The sequence below is a fragment of the Rhizobium sp. WCS2018Hpa-16 genome, from assembly GCF_031843705.1.
GTDB classification, from domain to species: Bacteria; Pseudomonadota; Alphaproteobacteria; order Rhizobiales; family Rhizobiaceae; genus Agrobacterium; species Agrobacterium tumefaciens_C.
In genome coordinates this window covers 76,262-93,660 of record NZ_JAVTIX010000009.1, presented here as the reverse complement: position 1 = coordinate 93,660, position 17,399 = coordinate 76,262, and the positions used below count along the sequence as shown (strand labels likewise).

Here is a 17,399-nt window from a genome sequence, read left to right as displayed (position 1 = left end):
TTGATTCTTGGTTTGTACCGCCCCGCCCGTCTTTGGTCCGACACCAGAGGCGGGCGTTCTGTTGTCCGTAAAATTAGTGCAATACGGAGATGAAACCCCGCTTCTTAGGGGCCCGGATCGTCGCGAACCGCGCCCCTCCGTTGAGAGGAGGCCCAGGCCCCCTCCTCTCAAACTCTCCTTCCCACCCGTGGTCAAAAGCCTTCGAAAGGTGCTCTTAATCGAGAAGCTGCGCCAATTTGGTAACTCAGAGGCCAAGTTGAGGTGCATGTGAATATGACTATGAACCCTTGATTTATAGCCGTTGTGGGGGAATTAACGCCTCTCTATGGCGAATGGAAACTGAGCGAGCGCACAAATCTTGCGCCAAGTTGGATAATCAAGCTATGTATTGCAACTAGCCGGAATCACCTACTGCTCCGGCTCGCACCGTTTTTAATCCAAGTCTGGAGAACACGCAGGCCCAGAAAAGAGAAAACCGCTCCCGAGAAAACCCGGAAGCGGTCTGCAAAAAAACCAAATAATTAAGCAGATTTGTTTTCGCAGACCACCCTTCCCCTGTCAATAAGAAAAACGCCTTCTCGGTGAACGGCGAAGCCTTGTCTGGTCCCTTAAACAGGAGACAGGACAAATGAGGGAAGCCCTCACGAACAAGCGGCTAACTGGCCGCAGAATGACAAAGGAGAGAGCCGAGTTCCGGCGACTGGCACAGTCAACGGAAGTCGGAACGGTGACGCGCGGCCAGTTGGCGGTGTTGTCACAGAGCCTTCCATGCACTGGCCTAATTACCAGTACCGAAAGCCATCTGCTGACTGTGATCATCAACACCGCCCGTGGCGACGCCTTCGACAAGGGCGGGCGACCCATTGTGTTCAAGTCCAACAATCAGCTGGGGTTCGAGATTAACCGCTCACCTGGTCGTGTCAGCCGGATCCTGTCGAGGTTGTTCGACGCCGGGCTCGTTACCATGCAGGACAGCGCGAATTTCAAGCGCTATCCGATCAGGGACGGCGAAGGCGAAATTTCAGACGCGTGTGGCATCGATTTGCGTCTGCTGATTGCCCGCTACCGTGAGCTCGACGCCCTAGTGCGGCAGAAGCGAGAGGAGAAGCGCGCCAGCGATGCCGCTGCCCGCCGCTTTCGCGACGCACTCAGGAGCGCCCGTTACGCGCTGGTGAATGCCGCCGATTTGACGAAAACCGCCCTCGCGAGCCTTGCATCTCGCATCGACCGTGTCGCTGCCTTTGTTGGTATCGCCGGCAGAGCGCCCGCTTTTGTTTTGAGGCGTGCAGCGAGCCTGCTGGAGTGGCTTGTTGGACGCTCTCTCAAGGCATCGAGGCGGCCGCAAAGTGTGTCTGATTATGATAATATGACATGCACGAATGTCGAAAACGACATGCACAAACAGATTACAAACCCCCATCCCTTTGACTTGAGTAAAGAGGAACGGCGTCCGGCTCACGCCGGACAACACAATTCGGTTAAGGCTGGCTACGCCAGCAAGAGGGCTTTTGAAGAAAGCCTGACGAGAGGGTCCGACCCAGACAATAGGCAATCTCGCCCGCAGCAAGGAATTGTTGCTCTTGATGATGTGTGGAGGGCGGCGCCATCGTTGAAAGACTATTTCACAACCGCGCCACGCAGCTGGTCCGACCTTGCCCGCATCGCCCCGCAGATCTGCCGTTTGGCGGGTATCTCAGAGGACGCGAGGCTTCGCGCCGTCGATCAAATGGGCCAGCAGGTCGCCGCGATCGCCGTCGCGGTTACGTTCGAGAAACATTCTCGCCAAGAAGTCAGCTCGCCCGGAGGGTATCTGCGTGCCATGACGGACCGGGCGGCATCCGGTGACCTTCATCTTTCGCGTTCCGTCTTCGGGCTTGCCGCCCGCAACTCTATGGAGGCCTTAAATTGAGAAAAAACCTCGTTTTTTCGGCACTTTTGTTCGCCCTGCTGTTTTCACAACCTGCCGGCGCGGCAGAGTATTCCGGGCAAGCACGCGTGATCGATGGCGACACCTTTAGCATTCGACAGCAGCGGATCAGGATCGCGGCGATTGACGCCTGCGAGCGCTCGCAAAAGGGCTGGAAGAATGGAGCCGAATGGGCGTGTGGTGTGGAGGCTCGCAGCTATCTTTCTCGCCTTATCGACGGGAAGCATGTCACATGCACGATCATTGACGAGGACCAATACCGTCGCCTAGTCGGACAGTGCTTCATCCAGCAAACCGATATCGGCCTTGAAATGGTGAAAGCCGGCCAGGCGCGACTTCTGTTGCAGTATCTACCGCGAGGCAACTCAATGCCTCTTGACGCTTACCATCAGGCCGAAGACAGCGCCCGTGCCAGACGTTTGGGCCAGTGGGCGGCCGAGATCGATGCGCCGAGCAATTATCGCCGTTCCAGTTCTCATCAGTAGCCCAATGACAATTGGATCAGGAACCGTCGAGAACCGCTTTTGGTAGCGCCAAATTGGCTATCTGGCGGGACAAAAAGCCGTTTGTTTCCGGTTGTATGCTTGCGAAAGGTGAATAATATTGGCGCAGGAATATGCGGTTATTGTTGTTGGTCGTACAGGTGATGTTTGGTAGACGCTTTCAGTAGACACCCCTCCAAGGCGGTTGCTCTTGATGCCCGTTCGCACAGCGACGCGGTTTGCGCAAAGCTGGCTGTCTTCCAAATTTCCCCGCCTTCGGCTTCCTCGCGAAGCAAATTTGGCAGCCTTCCAGCCTCCTCCGCTGCGCTTCGGCCTCCGGTGCGCACCGCTTTCCGCTGTGCCTTGTGAACGCTCATCGCAACCACCAAAGAGGAGTGACTACCATGAAAAACATCACCAACTACATCCAGTTCAACGGCGACAACATCGAAACCGCAGACGGTACCGGCCTCATCTCCACCATCGAGCGAGACCTCGAAATCACGGTAACGCCTTTTTCTTCCACCAACGAGAGAGCCCCGACGCACCGCGTTTATGCAACATCTCCCGCAGGTCACAAGCTCGACGTGGGCGGCATCTGGAAAAAAGAGAACGGCGAGGGCAGGCCCTACTACACGATCTCGATCAAGCGCATGGGCTTCAACGCCAATCTAGGCCGGTTCCCCGGCCAGGACGATCCGACCCTTCAGGCAATCATCGAGTGGGAACCACGCGATTGATTGCGCAGAGAAGCCCGGCTCATGACCGGGCCTCTCACCCCGAAATAGCTGAAAATCCGCCAAATAGCTGGATTTTCGGCCCTTTTCGTGTTAGGTTGAACAGTAATTGGAGATTTGTCGATGAACATTCATTCCACCCGTCCCGACCGCTCCCCGGAAGCCGTAGCGGCTCGAAAGAAGAGCACCGATCAGGCTCGCGCCATGAACATCCGCCAAGGCTATCAGGGCGACGACGCTCTGCTCGAAGCGGCGACCGCTGCTTATGTTGCCGGCGATCTCACCCGCGAAGAGTATCGCGCCCGCATCTTGCCGCAGCCCAAGGGCTGATCATTTCATTCAAGTCTCAAGAGGCTCAAGGCCGTCTGCTAGCGCAGACGGCTTTTTGTTGGTTTGCGCATGGCTGAAGAACACCCCAAGGGTTCCTACACTTATCCCAACACGTCAGACGATCCGGATCGCCGGAACGTTCTTCGTAATAAGTTCGGTATCGAATCCAAATCGGAGCTTCGCACAGTGGAGTACCGTGCAACGCAGGACCGAATTTCGGAAATCCTTGAGGGTGATGGTCCCAAGGGGAACTTTGATGCCGCTCATCTCAAGGCGATCCACGGGCACATATTTCAGGATGTGTACGAATGGGCGGGTCATACCCGAAACGAAAGCCCGGTGGTTGACGGAGCTCGTGTCGAGCGGATTGGTGGTCTTTCGAAAGGCGGAACGTCTTTCCTGCATGGTGCTCGGATCGACATGGGTCTGAACGATGCGCTGAAGCCCATCAGCGATCCGCAGGCGCTACGAGCCGCAAGCAGAGAAGAATTCGTTGAGCGGGCCGCAAAAACGCTGTCAGAACTGAACTACGTCCATCCGTTTCGCGAAGGTAACGGAAGGACCCAGGAAACCTTCATCACGGAGCTCGGCCGGCATTACGGGCACGACATCGATATGAGCGTGATCAGCAAAACCCGTATGATCGAAGCGTCCATTGCCACGACAAATGACCCCGCCAGCCAAGCGCTGAAGCACGTCATCGAGGATGCGATCGACCCCAACCGCCGCGAGGCGCTGCGCGGTGCCTTCGCGGATCTGGAGCAGGTCGGCGAGAAGCCTTTCGAGCATTATGTTCGGACTGCCCGCCCGGGCGAAGAAATAGAGGGCCAAGTGTTCGGCCACGACAACCGCGTTGGAACCCTAGTGACCAAGAACGGTATTATCGCTGTCGATCGCGCCGACCTTCCGGAGCGGATTCCGGCCGACGACGAAGAGGTGAAGTTCACCGCCCGCTCTGACTTCAGAACCTTGGGGCGGCCGGCGCAGGAGGCCCAAGCGCAGCCTCAGAGCGTCGAGCAAAAGGCTGAACAAGCACCGCAGCCGTCAAATCAAAACGCAGAGCTCAAGGCCCTCGAAGCGCAGCATCTGGCAGCCCGTCAGCAGCAGAACGACCGGGACGACCGGGATCGTTAGCCCGGCTTCCTACCCGTTGCAGTACCGGCAACCGCAGCGCCGTTAGCGGCCCCTGCTCCCTTGTGTTTGCCGTCTCCCGTTTCGTTGGGTGATTGACGGACAAGCTACGATAGCCCCTCCCCCATTCAACCGCTTCGCGGTCCTCCTCTCCGTTGCGGCCCTCCGGGTGCATGGGCTCGTCTCGGCTATCTCCGTTTTTTGCCGTCAACCAACGAAAAGGAGACGGCTATGCAGAGCAAGGACACCTACCAGCGCATCACGGATGCCATCATCGAGTAGCTGGAAGCAGGAACGAAGCCCTGGATCCGCCCTTGGCGCGGAACTGTTCGCCGCTCGCCGGTACCGCAGCGCGCCACCGGCGAAGCCTATCGCGGCATCAACGTGATCATGCTGTGGCTTTCCAGCCAGCTCGCCGGCTACGACGAGAACACTTGGATGACCTACCGGTAGGCTCAGGATCTTGGGGGCCAGGTCAGAAAGGGCGAACAGGGAACCCTCGTCGTCAAGTACGGGACCTTCACTCCGAAGGAGCAGGAAGCCGACGACAAGAGCATCCCGTACCTGAAGGGCTACACCGTCTTCAACGTCGAGCAGATCGATGGCCTACCCGACCGCTTCACAAGCCCGGTCGAAATCATTCCCGAGGGCTCCATACCGCTCCTCGCGAATGTCGAAGACTTCATTGGTCGAACCGGTGCGAAGATCACCTATGGCGGCAAGCACGCCTGCTATCGTCCAGGTCCCGACGCCATTGAGATGCCGGCGCGTGAACGCTTCCTAAGCGAAGTCCATCTCTACAGCACGGTTCTACACGAGCTCGGTCACTGGACCGGCGCAAAACACCGTCTTGATCGCGATCTTTCCGGCCGTTTCGGCACTGAAACCTATGCCGTGGAAGAGCTCGTTGCCGAACTTTCGGCGGCCTTCGTATGCGCAGACCTTGGCGTTGAGCACGATCCGCGCGAGAACACAGCGACCTATCTCGAAAGCTGGCTGAAGGTCCTTAAGCAGGATAAGCGGGCAATCGTCACAGCCGCTGCCAAGGCTCAGGCTGTTGCGGATTACCTCCATGGCCTTCAAACATAGAGGCCCCCTTGCGCTTGCGATCAACTTTTATATAGCTGCCCTCAGCGTCTTTGCGCGTGCAACGGCATTTTCGAAAGTTTACTGCGGTAAACTTGGGCCAAGTCCAGTGTGTATGTTAACTTCTCGTTAACCTTGTTTCGCTTGCCAGACTCGTAGAATCGCGTCTAAATGCACTTTAACGGCTGTTGTAGGCTTTTAAACGCATTTGAGGTTTTTCGCGGTGAATGTCGCACATATCGAAAAGACAGCGATTTCTGAAGTTGACCAACTCATCATTGGTCAGGCGAAGGAACTGTCTGAGAAGTTAAAGCAGCACCGGCTCGAGATGTATCCTCCGCGGGCCATGAAGGACCTCCGGGAGTTTCAGCTCGCAGAAGCCGCACGGTATGTAGGCGTTACTAGTGGCTACCTAAGGAATCTCTCGCTAGAGGGAAGGGGCCCAACGCCTCAAGTTACACCATCAGGCCGCAGGTCCTACACCGCGGAACAGATGGAGGAGATGCGTCAGTTTCTTGAGCAAAGTGCGCGACCTGGAACCCACTATATCCCGCATCGCCGAAATGGAGAAAGGCTTCAGGTAGTTGCCGTCGTGAATTTTAAGGGCGGCAGTGGTAAAACGACGACTGCAGCACACTTAGCGCAGTTCCTCGCTTTGTCTGGGCACCGGGTCCTGGCCGTTGATCTCGATCCACAGGCGTCGTTGTCGGCGATCCATGGCTTTCAGCCCGAGTTTGACGTGCATGAAAACGAGACGATTTATGGCGCGATCCGCTATGATGATCAGCGCCGTCCCCTTCGAGATATTATCCGTAAGACAAACTTCCCAAATCTTGATCTTGTCCCGGGCAACCTCGAACTGATGGAATTCGAGCATGATACACCACGTATCCTAGCGCAGGGGCAAGGCAGGGACTACGGGCGCATCTTTTTTGCGCGCCTTGATGAAGCATTGACGTCAGTCGCAGACGACTATGACATTGTTCTTATCGATTGCCCGCCCCAGCTTGGCTTTCTCACCATGAGTGCGATCTGTGCGGCGACCGCTGTTCTCATCACCGTTCACCCACAGATGCTTGACGTCATGAGCATGTGCCAGTTTCTGCAGATGCTTGGGGATATTCTAAGCACGTTGAAGGATGTCGGCGGAAATATGAACCTGGACTGGCTTCGCTACCTCGTCACCCGGCATGATCCTCAGGACGGTCCGCAGGCACAGATGGTGGCATTCATGCGTTCAATGTTCAAAAATCACGTGCTCTTGAATCCAATGGTCCGCAGCGTAGCGATTTCAGATGCCGCTATGACAAACCAGACACTGTACGAGGTTGAGCGTAGCGCTTTTACCAGGGCGACCTATGACAGAGCGATGGAAGCGATGGATGCGGTAAATGGCGAGATCCTCGAGTTGATCAACAAAGCGTGGGGAAGGAAATGAGGATGCTGAAGTTTACTGCAGTAAACTCATTTGGTGGAGAGCGGCATGGCTCGTAAGAATTTGCTGTCAGGCCTTCTTGATGATGCGGATAAAAACCCGCCGTCTCTACCAATCTCTGACGGCCCTCCCACTACCTTACGTCCGACAACCAGAGGTCTCGGCGCACTGGGCGCAGTGACGCGTAGCATCGATGAGCTCGCGGCACGGGCGGACGCTGCCCGAGATTTGGAAGAAAGACTAGCGGCAGGCGAAACAATTGTCGATTTGGACGTCAATCTAATCGACAGCTCATTTATCAGCGACCGTGTTGGCATGGATGAAACGGGCTTCAGAGAGCTCGTTGAGGCAATTAGGGCTCGCGGACAGGATTCTCCAATCCTTGTGCGACCACATCCCGACAGAGCTGGGCGGTTCCAGACCGTATTTGGTCACCGTCGCGTGCGTGCCGCCAAGGAATTGGGAGTTTCTGTCCGGGCAGTCGTCAAGAAGCTCGAAGATAGAGACCATGTAATAGCTCAAGGACAGGAAAATTCGCAGCGAGCGGACCTGTCTTTTATAGAGCGCGCCCTGTTCGCCCGTAATCTCGAACTAGGTAATTTCGGCCGCGACACAATCATGCTCGCTCTCGGTGCGGATAAAACGACCGTGTCGAAGATGCTTTCGGCGATCGAAAGATTTCCTGAGGATATCCTGGCAACGGTAACACAGGCGAGGGCGCCAGGCCGTGACCGCTGGTATGGGATCGGCGCTGCATTGGGGGACCCTGCGATTGCCGCAAAGGCTCGAAACCTACTTTCCCATGACGATTACGTCGCAGCTTTGCCGGAAAGCCGGTTTGAAATGCTCGAACGTTTGATTCCGAAAGAGATGAAAGTCTCAAAGAAAGGTTCGACGGACCAAGAATGGGTTAGTCCGAAGAACTTGATAAAAGCAACCATCAAGAACAACGGCTCGGGTGTGACGATTGCGCTAAAGCCATTCAAGAATTCTGGTAAGGCGTCTGCTTTCGGCACTTACCTGACTGAAAACCTTGATCGTCTGTTCACAGCGTTCGAGAATGATCAACCGGAAAGTGGAGACTGAACCGCAAAAGAAAAAGGCCCCCAAAACGATACCGTCGTGGAAGCCCTTCTCGATACTAAGCACATCTAGAATCGCATTTCCCCGAATCCCAGTCAAGAGTCTTTGGCGCTGTTTTGGCGAGCGGACTTCTTTTGCCTTCGTGAAGGGCTGAAGAAATGCAAACAGGAAATATAACGACGCCCTTTGGGCGGCGGCCAATGACGCTTGCTCTGGTGAAACGGCAAATCGCCTTCTCCGAGATCAAGCAGGGCAAGAGTGCTGACAAATGGATGATCTTTCGCGACGTCAAAGAAGCGCGGGAGCTCTTCAAGTTGCCCCCTTATTCGATAGCGGTGCTTGATGCACTGCTGACGTTCTATCCGGAAAAAGAATTGCGCCAGGACGCGCAGTTGGTTGTGTTTCCTTCCAACGCGCAGTTGATGGTGCGCGCTAACGGAATGTCGGGAGCTACCCTTCGTCGACATCTGGCAATCTTGGTCGACATGGGAATGATTGTCCGCAAGGACAGCCCCAATGGCAAACGATACGCCCGCAAAGACGGATCAGGGGAAATCGAGCGCGCATTCGGATTTGATCTTTCGCCGCTTTTGGCTCGATCCGAGGAGTTTGCGTTGGCCGCTCAACAGGTGGCGACCGATCGCCGCGAATTCCTCAAGGCCAAGGAGAGCCTTACCCTGTGCCGGCGGGACGTTCGAAAGGTTATAAGCGCCGCGATCGAGGAGGGGGCTGAAGGCGACTGGGAAGCGATAGAAGCAGTCTACCTCGACATAGTCCGACGGATCCCCCGCACCCCGTCAGCTTCCGACCTGGCGAAAATCCTCGACGAGATGCAGCTTCTTTACGACGAGGTCATCAACCGGCTGGATTTGATGGATAATTCGGAAGAAATAAGCACCAATGGTGCTCACACAGAGCGCCACATACAGAATTCAAAACCGGAATCCATCAATGAACTTGAACCTAGCTCAAGAAACGAGCAGGGCGCGAAGCCGAGTGAAATCAGTAGACCGAAGAGGGAGCCGATAAAGGCATTCCCACTCGGTATGGTGTTGAGGGCTTGCCCGCAGATAAGCGATTACGGGCCGGGCGGCCAGATCGCAAGTTGGCGAGAGCTGATGTCAGCCGCTGTTGTCGTTCGCTCGATGCTCGGCGTCAGCCCGAGCGCCTATCAAACCGCCTGCGAAACCCTGGGACCCGAGAATGCCGCCGCTGTCATGGCCTGCATTCTGGAGCGGGGGGGCCAGATCAACTCGGCAGGCGGTTACCTCCGTGATCTGACGCAAAGGGCGGAGAAGGGTGAGTTTTCCCTCGGCCCGATGCTGATGGCCTTGACGCGCGCCAATACCGGGAACGATCGACAGGCGGGATGAGTTGGTGATATTCGGCCCTGTTTCCGTCTCACGCAACACTGGTGAGGAAGTTATCCAGCAGGACGTTGAACTCCTTGTGCCTTTGCCAGTGGAGACCGTGTCCGGCATTTTCCACGCAGACAGCGCCGCGGTTCCAGAGGTTCCCGTAAGTCAGCTTGTCGATGTAATCGAGATTGATCACTGGATCGTCCGCGCCGTTGACGATGGCCAGCGGAACGGCAGAGGTCTCGACAAGAGCGCGCTGATCGGAATGCCTTCCGGCAAGGGCTGCATCGATCATCAACTCGCGCGAGCGTCCGTCCGTTCGTCTGACAGCGCTTTTCCAGAACGTGTCGTGGACGGCATCCGATCCGAGCGCCAACGCAACGACCATGTCGATTTCTTGCTCACTCAGGATCTGTTTTCCCGTGTAGGCGAACTCCGGATTGGGAAGAAATCCGAGCGCTGCACCTTCGGGGCCAGGTGGGATTGGCGGTGTGCCGAAGATCATCGTGCCCGCGGTATTTTCCGGCAGGAGCCTCATAAGTTCCAGGGCGACGTGGCCGCCGAGAGAGTGGCCGAGTATGGCGAAACGACCGACGCCGAGTGCTTCAATCACTTCGCAGATGGCACCGGCGTATCCGTTGAAATTGTACGTGCGCAGCGGATCAATGGCGTCGGAAGATTGACCATGGCCCGGCAGGTCGACGGCGATGACCCGGCGTTTTCCGGCAAGGGCCTCGATCTGGAAATGGAATGTTTCCCTGCAGACGGAATTGGCGTGGATCATAAGGAGGGGGATTTCACTGCCGGCTGTGTCGAAGACTGCGATCCGTCCATGGGATGTCTCGATCGTTTTTTCACTCATCATCAATGCTCCGTGTTCACTTTCAGTTTCTCGTCCTGACCGTGTTGCCGAAGGACCTAAACGATCTCTGTGACCACAATCTGAAGCTCGCTTCATGTGATACCCGTAAGTCACCATCCGGCGAGATCCCGCCCGCCTGAACGTTAGAGGCCAATTTTCCAGATATTGGGCACATGAGTCGACTTTTACGAAAGTGTTTCAGCCCCCCTTAAATTCACGAGGTTCATAGAATTCCATATTTCTCACGGTGATATTTATGCGTCGTATTGTAGAAAAGTCGATTGTAACCGGATTGCTCTCGGTGTTGGCCTCGCTGGCGATCTCGTTCAGCATTGTCCCGTGGTTGGGCGGTCAAGTTGCGGGCGCGGGCCTGCTCATGACCATATTTTGTCCGCTGGCCATATCGATCCCGGCGTCGGCGCTGCATTTCACCCAGTCGGAAAAAGTGCGACGGGCAGAGGCAGCGACGAAAGAAGCTCTGAACAGATTGGCCGATGCCTATGAAACCCTCCGTATTCAGTCTCGCAGCGACGGCCTGACTGGCGTACTGACAAGAAGCGCATTCATGGAAGATCTGGCTATGACAAGCCAGCGAGGTGGGACCGGAGCCCTGCTGTTCCTGGACCTGGACCACTTCAAGTCGATCAATGACCGGTATGGTCATGCGACCGGTGATGAGGCTCTTCGCTGCGCTGGACTGGTCCTCGCGAGCTTCCTGAGCGAAACGAATTTCGCGGGACGCCTTGGCGGTGAGGAATTTGGTCTGTTTCAGAGCGATCTGGCGTTCGAACAAATGCGCGGTCGTTGCGAGGAGGTTCGGGAGGAAATAGCCCGTATCGTCTTGAAAACACCTTCTGGCACCCGGGTGCAGATCTCCACGAGCATAGGTGCGTGTTATTGTCGACAAGGCTTTGATCCATCGGACTGCCTGAAGGCAGCGGATGAAAACCTCTATCAAGCGAAAACCCTTGGCCGAAACAGGGTCATTGCGTAAACCTCGGATCGAGGCGAAGTCTGGACTTCCTTCGTGACGTATGTGGTTCGTCTCTCGATCAAACGACCAACCGTGCAGCGCGTCCCATCTTCCGTTCGGTATTATTGTAGTAGCCCGACGCCTGCGTCACCGACTTGTGCAGGGACTGCTGCATCGCCTCCGGCAAGGGGATACCGCGGTTCGCCGCCTCGGTCAGATACCCAGAGCGAAGTCCGTGTGCAGAAAACTGCGCCGGGTCCAGCCCGGCCTGCTTGATGCGCGTTTTCAGGATGAGATTGACGGATTGCGGCGTCATTGCCCGCCGATCGAGATTGCCCCACTGGTCGATCCGCCGAAAGACGGGTCCCGCTTCGATTTTCGCCTCTTCAAGCCAATGCTTAAGTGCTGTCACGGGGCGGCCGATGAGCACGACATGTTCATTGTCATCAGCCGACGTGGTTTTGGTGCGGCCGAGTTGGATTGTCAGGCAGGGGAGGAGAGGGGAGTGCTCGTCGGCGGGATTGGTGCGGACCGGATCCTCGTTGACAAGATCCTCGACGCGCAGCCCCGCTACTTCGGAGCGCCGACGGCCGCCGGATGCGAAAGCCATCAGCAGCAGCGCCCGGTCACGCAGGTCGACCAGCCGATCGCCGGCGCAAGCCGCAAGTAGTTTGGCAAGGATATCACCGGTGACAGCCTTCTTGCTTTTTCTCTGTCGCGGTTGATTGTTAGCCCGAACCGCCAAGCGGAGTGCGCTTTTCAGCGACGGGCCCGAAAACGATCCGCTCACGCCACGCCAGCGCGTCAGGATCGACCAGCTGGTCAACCGACGACGAACGGTCGCCGGTGCATGCGGGCCGATACTTCTCAAGAGCCCCTTGGCGCGAAGCGCGATGGCCACGTCTTCAGGCATGCCGTGATCGGGATTGTTTTCACGCTCCGCTGGATTCCACAGATGGTGGGCAACGAATTTCAAAAGCAGGCTTTCGGGTGCCGGCCAGGGGAGGGGAGTGCCAGCCGCCAGAGAGCACCACGCCTCGAGATAGGCAAGGTCGGATGCAAGGGCCCGCATGGTGTTGTCGCCCATGCCTTCGCTGGCCAGATGCTTGAGCGTCGCGACGTCTTCATCGGTCAGAAGTTCGGCGAGCTGGTCACGGCGATCAAACGGCAGGATGGCATCGAGCGCATCCAGTTCCTCTGCACGCTTCAGAACTGTCTGGTCTGCCGCAGGCACGATTTGCGAATTTTCCTTCATCTCACATGTCCTGTCGATATCGCGAGTTTGCAAATGTTCCGGAAATCCCGTATATTCCGGAACAAAGGAGTTTTATCATGACATCCACGGTTACCGCTGCGGCCGTTTCGAAAAATTTCGGGGCTTATCAGGATGCGGCCGTTCGCGAGCCGGTGATCATCACCAAGAATGGTCGGCCCCGCACGGTTCTGATCGCCTATGAGGACTATGTGCGTCTGGCAAAGCGTGATCGCCGGGTCGAACTTTCGACGATGCTCGCTGAAGATGAGCTTGATGCTATTGAAGCATCGCAGATGGAGCAGGGTCTGGATCATCTCAATGCCGAACTGTTGACGGATAAGCATGCTGCCGACTGAACCAAAGCTTGGCTGGCTGTTTCGATATTCGTATCTCTGGCATTGGCAGCATCTCGAAGGCCGTGAGGAAGGCGACAAGGACCGTCCCGTGCTGGTTCTGGCGATTGTTGCCACACTGGACGATGGGACGCCCGCGGTGCGGGTTTTGCCGGTACGCATTCGCCGCCATCCGATCCGCAAGACGCGGTTGAAATCCCGGCTGCCACCAAACGGCGCCTGGGACTTGACGACGAGCGCTCGTGGATTGTTCTGACAGAGAGTAACCGTTTTGTCTGGCCCGGCCCGATGTCAGGCCGATGGACAGTGAAACCGGCTATTACGGCGCGCTGCCACCGGCCGTGTTTGAAGAGGTCAAGCGCCGGTTTGTCGAATTGGCGCGGGCGCGACGTCATCGTGCGACGGCCCGAAGCGAATAGCTGTCCTGTGGCGGCGTCATTTTCCATCCCGTTTTGGTCGTTGCAGCCGTGATTTGCTACGACTTTACAGCGTCTTGGAGTCGAAATCCATCACTATCGATACATGAATATTATCGATGGTTAGAACGCCAACCCTCAATCATACGATGTGAGGAACTGTAATATTCAGATAGAGTTCCTGTAGCAAATCATTTACTATGATTTCAATGGCTTACGATCTCACGAAAATCAACATGACTGCCCTGATGCGACCGGCGTTCGAGGCCGGTGTGGCTTTTAGCTCCGGATTTCAATTGAAGGGCTAGGCGGAAATTCCGACATCAAAATCTCCGCTTACGATTTCATGCGGGGAAGGGGAGGGGGCCAGCTAAAGCCCTGAAGCTTTGGTCAGATTCACGCGGAAGCGATCCCGCCGGCGCTGATATCTGCGGGTCATTTCCGCGGAAGCATGGCCAAGCTGTTTTTGGACGTAGCGTTCGTCGACCTCGGCAGAGGAGGCGAGGCCAGCGCGAAGGGAATGTCCAGAGAACTTGAAGGCCCGCTCGATCTCGCTGAGATCGCCGCGAACGCCTGCGGCCATTGCGGCCCGCTTCACAAGCCGCGCCACCTCTTTGTCGTTCAGTCGCTCCGAGCCAACGGCCTTCCCTTGTCCCGTGACGCGGCGAAAGAGGGGGCCATGAGCCAGCTTGGCAAACTTGATCCAGGTCTCGATCGCGGCGACTGGACAAGTCGCATCAGACGAGCCGCGACCGACCTCGACCTCTCGCCATCCGGTTTTCCCGCGCAGGGTGACGAGCATGCCCTTGTCGAGGATCTCGATCCAGCCGCGCCCGTCTTCGGTCTGGTCTGCCTTCAGATCAAGACCAACGATCTCGGAGCGGCGAAGACCTCCTGCAAAGCCGACGAGCAGCATGGCACGGTCGCGCAGACCGCGCAGCGAACCGCGGTCGAGCGTTTCGACCATGGCGATGATATCCTCTGCCATGACCGCCTCCTTCTGCACCGGCGGCTTGGCATGGCTGTTGCGGATCCCCGCCATAACGGTTGCGATGTGCCGGTCCCTACGATCAAGGGCGAGCCCGCGCTGCGCATAATTCCATGACAGGGAGGAAAGGCGGCGCTCGATTGTGGAAACGGAATTGGCCTTGGCTCCTCTCTCGGCCGTCCCGGAGGCGCAGGCGGTAATATAGAGCCCAACGGTTTGCGGGTGTGGCGGGAGCGGAGCAAGATTTGACCGCCGGCACCAAGCAGCAAAATGCTTCCAGTCGGAGGCATAAGCCTTGCGGGTATTGGCGGAACTCGCGGCTTCGACATAACTCCGGGCGCGATCAGCAAGGCTTGCAAGATGGGCGAGCGTCTGATCCTGACCGGCGGGAGAGGAGAGGGGGCTGTGGCCTGCCACCTCCGGCGCGGAAACATCACCGCCAGAAGCAGTGCTGAGAGACGGCGCTGAGGTCTCCTCGACGTGAATTTTGGTGTTTTGCTCGATGATTTGGGCCATTTCTCTATAATGAACAATACGTCCGATAATGCAAGATTATCGGACGTTTTATCTTCGCGATAGGCTGTGCGGTTTATAACGAAAAAGTAGCACAAACTGCACATCTGATTTATGCTGCTGCGTATGGATTCGATCACATCTTCGTTCTCTGCAACCTCCACATGGACCGGCTACCTCCCAAGCTGGGCGCTGGCGCGTGGCCGTGACATTGACGAGCTGGATGCTGCTTTTGCCGCAGGTATCGCGCTGAAATCACTCGACGATTTAATCCGTTCGGATACACCATGGATAGGCTGCTGGCGCGATCGTCTTGCTCTCAAGTCAGCCGCCGTCGCGGCCAGGATGCTCGGTCGCAACGAGGAAGAGCCCGCGCTGCGGGACGCCGTTTTGTTGATGCCCGTGGACGGTGATCCCGGTCCTGCCGGGAAGCTGTTTTTGGCCACACGAATGCTGTCCCGCCGGATCGGCATGCCGGGCACATCGTTTACTAAGGAATTGGCCACGCTTCTATCGATCCGTTGGGACGACGATCTTGCCTTGGTCCCAGATCTTGTCGATTCTGCCATCCGATCCGGACGTTCGGCACCTTTCGCGGTGGCGGACCTTATAATGGCGATTTCTGCGGCTCGCCCGGACGCAGAAGTGTTGGCACTTGGTCTTGGCGAGATGGTGCTGGCTCAGAAGCTGAACTGGTCGCAACCGGTTCCCCTGTTGCTACCCGAGCGCTTTGGCCCAGCTTTCCGCACCATCGGTGGCCGGGGTCGCGTGAAGCCGGGTGAGTCAGCCTATTCGAAAGCAATCTGCATGGCGATTGTCGATGGCGCCGAACTGGCACTGCGTTCCGCTGCGGAGATCGATCGCCGCGCTAGCCGCTTGTTGGCCATCGCAGCCAAAGTCAGGACCAGAGGAGCTGAACCGGTCATCCGTCGGCTGTTGAACGAAGACGCTGTATCCGCTTCGGCAGCCGGGGCCAGCCTGTCACGATGGGCGGCAAACCGGCTGTTCGAGCGGCTCGAAGGCTTTGAGGCGATACGCGAGCTCTCGGGCCGGTCCTCCTTCCGAATATTTGGATTGTGACAATGGCAGGAGCGAGCGCAGCTAAACGCCGCCGTCAAGCCGGAGGACGCAAGCAAGAGCTCCTGTATGATCGCGAGCTACTGGACTTGCCGTCGGAAATGCGCTGGCGGGAATGGATGATGCGCGTCGAGGCGGTCATTTTTGCGTCCGCCGAGCCGGTCAGCCGCGAGACTCTGGCGCGGGTGGTCGGCAAAGACTGCAGCGTCGATCTGCTGATCGACGACTTGGTCGGAGAGCTGCGAGATCGCCCTTATGAACTGATCTCGGTCGCAGGCGGGTGGCAACACCGGACCCGACCAAGGTTTGCCGAGACGATCCGCGCTTCGTCCGCGCCTACGCGAGGCGGTGTGGCGGCGTTGTCTGAATTTGAGGCGATGGTGCTGATAGCTGTCGGATATTTCCAGCCGATCACGCGCGGTGAGTTGTCAAAGTTATTTGGCAAGGAAGTCAGCCGCGATACGATCGGCGGTTTGCGTGGAGCAGGTTTTATCGGCTCCGGCCCACGGAGCCCTACGCTGGGCGCGCCATATACCTATGTCACGACGCCATATTTCCTCTCGGCCTTTGGCATGGAGACCTTGCGGGACCTGCCAAACATCGAGGCGCTGGAAGACGCTGGTCTCTTGAGTAAACAGGGTAGCGCCGTGGATACTGACCCGGCCGCCGGAGACGACATGTTGGAAGATTGACAGGTTTGGGCTTGGCGCCGCGGTAGCGCACATCGGGCTGCCGCAAGAACTGCGGTTGTTTTTGACAACCGGCATTCTTGGCGGTTTTACGACCTTCTCGACGTTTTCGCTGGATGCTGTAGGGCTTTGGGAAAGGGGAGAGGCTAGCGCCGCCATCCTCTACGCCAGCGCTTCTGTCATCCTGGCATTCATTGCAATGTTCGCTGGCATGGTGCTGGTGCGTGGTATGGCTGGAGGTCAAACGGCATGAAAAGTATTTTTCTCGGCTGGCCCTTCTGGGCGCTATTATCGGCTGGCTTTGCGGCAATGACGGCTATCTTCGCAAAAGTCGGGGTCGAAAACGTCAATTCCGATTTCGCGACTTTCATTCGCACGATCGTCATTCTGGCGGCCGCCGGGATGATGGTCTATGTCACCGAAAATTGGCAATCGCCGGGTACGGTGTCCGGCCGTAGCTGGGTATTCCTTGTTCTATCAGGCCTGGCAACCGGCGCGTCGTGGATCTGCTATTTCCGGGCGTTGAAACTCGGTGATGCCGCACGCGTTGCGCCGATCGACAAGCTCAGTGTCGTCTTCGTCGCAATCTTCGCCGTACTCTTTCTAGGGGAGCGTCTGTCGCTTCCCAATTGGCTTGGCGTCTGCCTGATTGCCTGCGGCGCTATCCTCGTCGCTTACCGAGCCTAGAGCAGATCCGATGTCGA

At 57.1% G+C, this 17,399-nt stretch carries 17 protein-coding genes and 2 pseudogenes; 16 read left to right on the top strand and 3 right to left on the bottom strand.

Annotation, left to right across the window (positions count from 1 at the left end):
* The first annotated feature begins 628 nt into the window (after positions 1-628).
* The 9 genes and pseudogenes from repC (RQI55_RS21180) (at position 629) to repC (RQI55_RS21140) (ending at position 9,584) form a co-directional block, all read left to right on the top strand.
* The gene (gene repC, locus RQI55_RS21180; RefSeq protein ID WP_173994551.1) at positions 629-1,909 is read left to right on the top strand and encodes a plasmid replication protein RepC; all 1,281 of its coding nucleotides are present in this window, start codon (positions 629-631) and stop codon (positions 1,907-1,909) included.
* Positions 1,906-2,412, top strand: a complete 507-nt coding sequence (locus tag RQI55_RS21175; RefSeq protein WP_174025999.1) for a thermonuclease family protein — start codon at positions 1,906-1,908, stop codon at positions 2,410-2,412. The genes repC (RQI55_RS21180) and RQI55_RS21175 overlap by 4 nt, the downstream gene beginning before the upstream one ends.
* A 401-nt stretch (positions 2,413-2,813) precedes the next feature.
* Positions 2,814-3,149: a DUF736 family protein gene (locus RQI55_RS21170; protein ID WP_045232554.1), complete on the top strand. Its 336-nt coding sequence runs from the start codon at positions 2,814-2,816 to the stop codon at positions 3,147-3,149.
* A 120-nt stretch (positions 3,150-3,269) separates the two neighbouring features.
* Positions 3,270-3,476, top strand: a complete 207-nt coding sequence (locus RQI55_RS21165; protein ID WP_012653082.1) for an antitoxin VbhA family protein — start codon at positions 3,270-3,272, stop codon at positions 3,474-3,476.
* A 69-nt stretch (positions 3,477-3,545) separates the two neighbouring features.
* A complete protein-coding gene (locus tag RQI55_RS21160; RefSeq protein WP_311273475.1) occupies positions 3,546-4,610 on the top strand; it encodes a Fic family protein in 1,065 nt (354 codons plus the stop codon).
* A gap of 279 nt (positions 4,611-4,889) precedes the next feature.
* Positions 4,890-5,696 (top strand): annotated as a pseudogene (locus RQI55_RS21155) (ArdC family protein).
* A 220-nt stretch (positions 5,697-5,916) separates the two neighbouring features.
* On the top strand, positions 5,917-7,131 hold the full coding sequence (repA, locus tag RQI55_RS21150; protein WP_174043519.1) for a plasmid partitioning protein RepA: 1,215 nt from the start codon (positions 5,917-5,919) through the stop codon (positions 7,129-7,131).
* Between the two features lie 45 nt (positions 7,132-7,176).
* A complete protein-coding gene (repB, locus tag RQI55_RS21145) occupies positions 7,177-8,214 on the top strand; it encodes a plasmid partitioning protein RepB (protein ID WP_174043518.1) in 1,038 nt (345 codons plus the stop codon).
* A gap of 155 nt (positions 8,215-8,369) precedes the next feature.
* Entirely contained in the window at positions 8,370-9,584 is a 1,215-nt protein-coding gene (gene repC / locus RQI55_RS21140; RefSeq protein ID WP_311273476.1) for a plasmid replication protein RepC, read from the top strand.
* 28 nt (positions 9,585-9,612) lie between these two features.
* Here the strand turns inward: repC (RQI55_RS21140) and RQI55_RS21135 are convergent, their stop codons facing one another.
* Positions 9,613-10,434, bottom strand: coding sequence for an alpha/beta hydrolase (locus RQI55_RS21135; RefSeq protein WP_311273477.1), 822 nt, complete (start codon positions 10,432-10,434; stop codon positions 9,613-9,615).
* Positions 10,435-10,732: 298 nt separating this feature from the next.
* On the opposite strand from RQI55_RS21135, the gene RQI55_RS21130 reads away from it, so the two are divergent.
* Positions 10,733-11,425, top strand: a complete 693-nt coding sequence (locus RQI55_RS21130; RefSeq protein WP_311273478.1) for a GGDEF domain-containing protein — start codon at positions 10,733-10,735, stop codon at positions 11,423-11,425.
* A 58-nt stretch (positions 11,426-11,483) separates the two neighbouring features.
* Here the strand turns inward: RQI55_RS21130 and RQI55_RS21125 are convergent, their stop codons facing one another.
* A complete protein-coding gene (locus tag RQI55_RS21125) occupies positions 11,484-12,659 on the bottom strand; it encodes a site-specific integrase (protein WP_311273479.1) in 1,176 nt (391 codons plus the stop codon).
* A 77-nt stretch (positions 12,660-12,736) separates the two neighbouring features.
* Here RQI55_RS21125 and RQI55_RS21120 point away from each other — a divergent pair, with 77 nt between their 5' ends.
* Together RQI55_RS21120 and RQI55_RS21115 are read left to right on the top strand one after the other, a co-directional pair.
* A complete protein-coding gene (locus tag RQI55_RS21120) occupies positions 12,737-13,015 on the top strand; it encodes a type II toxin-antitoxin system Phd/YefM family antitoxin (protein ID WP_311273480.1) in 279 nt (92 codons plus the stop codon).
* Positions 13,002-13,431: pseudogene (locus RQI55_RS21115) on the top strand (plasmid maintenance toxin (PemK-like)). The gene RQI55_RS21120 and the pseudogene RQI55_RS21115 overlap by 14 nt, the downstream one beginning before the upstream one ends.
* Positions 13,432-13,798: 367 nt before the next feature.
* Here the strand turns inward: RQI55_RS21115 and RQI55_RS21110 are convergent.
* Complete coding sequence (locus RQI55_RS21110) at positions 13,799-14,932, bottom strand: site-specific integrase (protein ID WP_132449789.1); 1,134 nt, start codon at positions 14,930-14,932, stop codon at positions 13,799-13,801.
* Positions 14,933-15,055: 123 nt separating this feature from the next.
* Between RQI55_RS21110 and RQI55_RS21105 the strand changes: the two genes are divergently transcribed.
* The 4 genes from RQI55_RS21105 to RQI55_RS21090 are packed head-to-tail and all read left to right on the top strand — an operon-like array spanning position 15,056 to position 17,382.
* Entirely contained in the window at positions 15,056-16,009 is a 954-nt protein-coding gene (locus tag RQI55_RS21105) for a DUF1403 family protein (RefSeq protein WP_311273481.1), read from the top strand.
* Positions 16,010-16,011: 2 nt separating this feature from the next.
* On the top strand, positions 16,012-16,698 hold the full coding sequence (locus tag RQI55_RS21100) for an SMC-Scp complex subunit ScpB (RefSeq protein WP_042617842.1): 687 nt from the start codon (positions 16,012-16,014) through the stop codon (positions 16,696-16,698).
* 55 nt (positions 16,699-16,753) lie between these two features.
* Complete coding sequence (locus RQI55_RS21095) at positions 16,754-16,948, top strand: CrcB family protein (RefSeq protein WP_052496826.1); 195 nt, start codon at positions 16,754-16,756, stop codon at positions 16,946-16,948.
* Entirely contained in the window at positions 16,945-17,382 is a 438-nt protein-coding gene (locus tag RQI55_RS21090; protein WP_042617843.1) for an EamA family transporter, read from the top strand. The genes RQI55_RS21095 and RQI55_RS21090 overlap by 4 nt, the downstream gene beginning before the upstream one ends.
* The last annotated feature ends 17 nt before the right edge of the window (positions 17,383-17,399 follow it).